The organism is Frankia sp. CcWB3 (assembly GCF_977927595.1).
In genome coordinates, this window is sequence record NZ_CDWRCK010000065.1 from 12719 (window position 1) to 15031 (window position 2313).

Genomic DNA, 2313 nt, shown 5'->3' on the forward strand with positions numbered 1-2313 from the left:
ATAGAGATGGTTCGCGAGTCTGATGCTCTCGACCGCGATCCCGGTAGTCCTCAGCGAGGAGACAGCACCGAGAACCGCTTCCCACACCGTCCTGTCCTCAGAGCCATGGTGCGTGATGGGTGGCAGCCCTTTGTGGAGCTGGCTGATAACCATCAGATCCGCTGGCATCATGGTCTCGCGGTCTTCAAGATCGAGAAGGTTGTGGATGCTGGTGCCGTAGACCTCGGCGAGCAAGGCCAAAAGCTGGGGCGTAGGCCGGCGCCGGAGTGGAACCGGCCAGTTCTCCAGTTCGCTGAGCCAGGGCGCGGTGCGCGTGGCGGCGCCGTCGGGGTCGAGGCCGATGCGGGCGGCGTGAGCGTTGATGTGATCAACCGCTTGCTGCTGGGTCCAACCATGGGCGACCCGGTGAGCGGCGCGGGGACGGTACTTGTAACGGCGGGCGAACTCGATCGCGATCTCGTCGTGGGACATGCCGACCGCGCGCATCCGCGCTCGCAGCTCGTCCTGCTCCGCCCGCTGGCTCGGCCTACTCACGGTGCGTCCTCTCCGGGCCTGCTCGCCGGACCGCCGTCGGTCCGCCATTTCGGGAGCGTGCAGATCATCGCCAGAGTAATGGGTCCGCCACTGTCGGGCCGGGGCCAACGGCCGAACCTGTGCCGCGCCAGCCATCTCTTGTTCGCCGGGCTCGGAGGAAGTGTCTGATTACTCGGCGCGCCGGCCGGCGCTTTCGCCTGCGAGGTGCGTTCCGAGGCCAATGATCACTCCGTTGCAAGGTGGAGCCACGTGAGACCCTTCAACCAGGCAGGGCACCAACCATGATGATCACTTGGCGTGGTGGTGTGCGTCATTCCCTGCTGGCCGAATGTTTCCTTCGTAGCGTCATCGCCGGGCTGAGCTGCGGAAATGGCATGAGGTCCTGCGATCTGTTCGGCGCTGGAGGGTCCATCTGTTCGCGCGAATCAGACCGCGTGATGCTCGTGGACACCACTGCCCGGTCGCGGATACGCTCGGCCATGGTGGTCTCCGCCCGGGCGGGCAGCGCGGCGAAGTCGATGATTCTGGTGGTGGGCAGCCTGGTGTCGCGGCCGGGGGTGGCCGGTGCGGCACTGATGTCGGGGTGCTGTCAAGGGGCCGCAGAGGTCTTCGGGGTCACCGGCGGACAGCGGCAATGTGCCGACGAGTGTCGCGGCCGTCAGCCGCTCACCGGGTAGCCGCCTCGGCGGCGGGTCGCCGGGTGATGCGCAGATCGGCCCGGGCCAGGACGGCCGGCATGTTCCGGATCGCGTCGCGGTCCCGATCACGGTCCTCTTCGGTCAGCTCCTCCCAGTCCACCATCGACGGGTGACGCTTGTCCGGACCGAGATCCTCGCGCACCGGACCATAGGAGTAACCCTGCCGCTCCTTGTGCTGCCACCACCGGTCGTGCTCGGCCCGGGCGAGCTCCTCGACTTCGGCGGCGGACAGCGAAAAAGGATCGACAGCCGGATCGACGTCGTGCTCGGCCGGCGTGAACACCCAGCCACGGTTACGCAGCACCGTCTCGTAATGAGCCGCCTGATCACGGTTGGCTTCCCGCAGCGTCTCGGAGAGCTCCGCCCAGGGCCGCAGCCCAGGCCTCGATCCGGCCGCGTGCCGTTTACCGAGCTCATGCTCCAGATAGCGGTCGTGGATCGCCCGGGCGAGCAGCTCCACCAACTCCCCGTCGCCCAGGACCGACGGCGTGCCGCCGGCGCCGCCGTCCCCGCCCGCCGCATCGGCCCAGATCGGGCGCGAGGCCCCGATCGGCCGTAGAGCATCCACGCGGACTCCACGCACGGCACGCCTGGCTGTGATCATGACCGGATGTCTCCCTCAGAAACAGACGGTGGACGACGTCCGAACGATCGGCGCCACGAAAACGCTAACCGAGTCCCTTGCTGTCGGTATAGGGATTGCGAGTCCTATGCCCGACATCGGACCCGGCTCGGGCGCCGAAGTCGGCACCGGCGGGACGGTCCCAGGCCCGCCCGGCCAGCGCGGCCAGCACCGCAGCCAAGGCTAAGGCGCCGAACACCTGGACCAGCGGCCCGAACGCCCCCTGCCCGGATCCGGGCTGGCTGCCCGGATCCGCCGCCACCCCGATTCCCGCGCCGATCATGGCGACCGCGGCGGAGAGGCCCGGCACCGCGGGCCAGCGCCGACCGACCAGGACGAACACCGGTACGGCCAGCGCCACCGGGCCCGCCACCAGCGCCACCGCCAGCATGGCGAGCACCGTCCACCCCACACCGGCTACCGGCGGGGACACCGCCAGCCGGCCCAGCCGGCGCGGCT

2 protein-coding genes and 2 pseudogenes are annotated in these 2313 nt (G+C 69.1%); 1 reads left to right on the plus strand and 3 read right to left on the minus strand.

Going from position 1 to position 2313, the window contains the following annotated elements; genetic code table 11:
- Positions 1-534, minus strand: a pseudogene (locus ACY5KJ_RS07560) (hypothetical protein); the annotation flags it as partial.
- 434 nt (positions 535-968) lie between these two features.
- Between ACY5KJ_RS07560 and ACY5KJ_RS07565 the strand changes: the two are divergent.
- Complete coding sequence (locus ACY5KJ_RS07565; RefSeq protein WP_462187819.1) at positions 969-1211, plus strand: hypothetical protein; 243 nt, start codon at positions 969-971, stop codon at positions 1209-1211.
- Here the strand turns inward: ACY5KJ_RS07565 and ACY5KJ_RS07570 are convergent.
- Both ACY5KJ_RS07570 and ACY5KJ_RS07575 read right to left on the minus strand, forming a co-directional pair.
- Complete coding sequence (locus ACY5KJ_RS07570; protein WP_462187820.1) at positions 1201-1800, minus strand: RyR domain-containing protein; 600 nt, start codon at positions 1798-1800, stop codon at positions 1201-1203. The two genes, ACY5KJ_RS07565 and ACY5KJ_RS07570, sit on opposite strands and share 11 nt — an antisense overlap.
- 100 nt (positions 1801-1900) lie before the next feature.
- Positions 1901-2313: pseudogene (locus ACY5KJ_RS07575) on the minus strand (DUF3367 domain-containing protein); the annotation flags it as partial.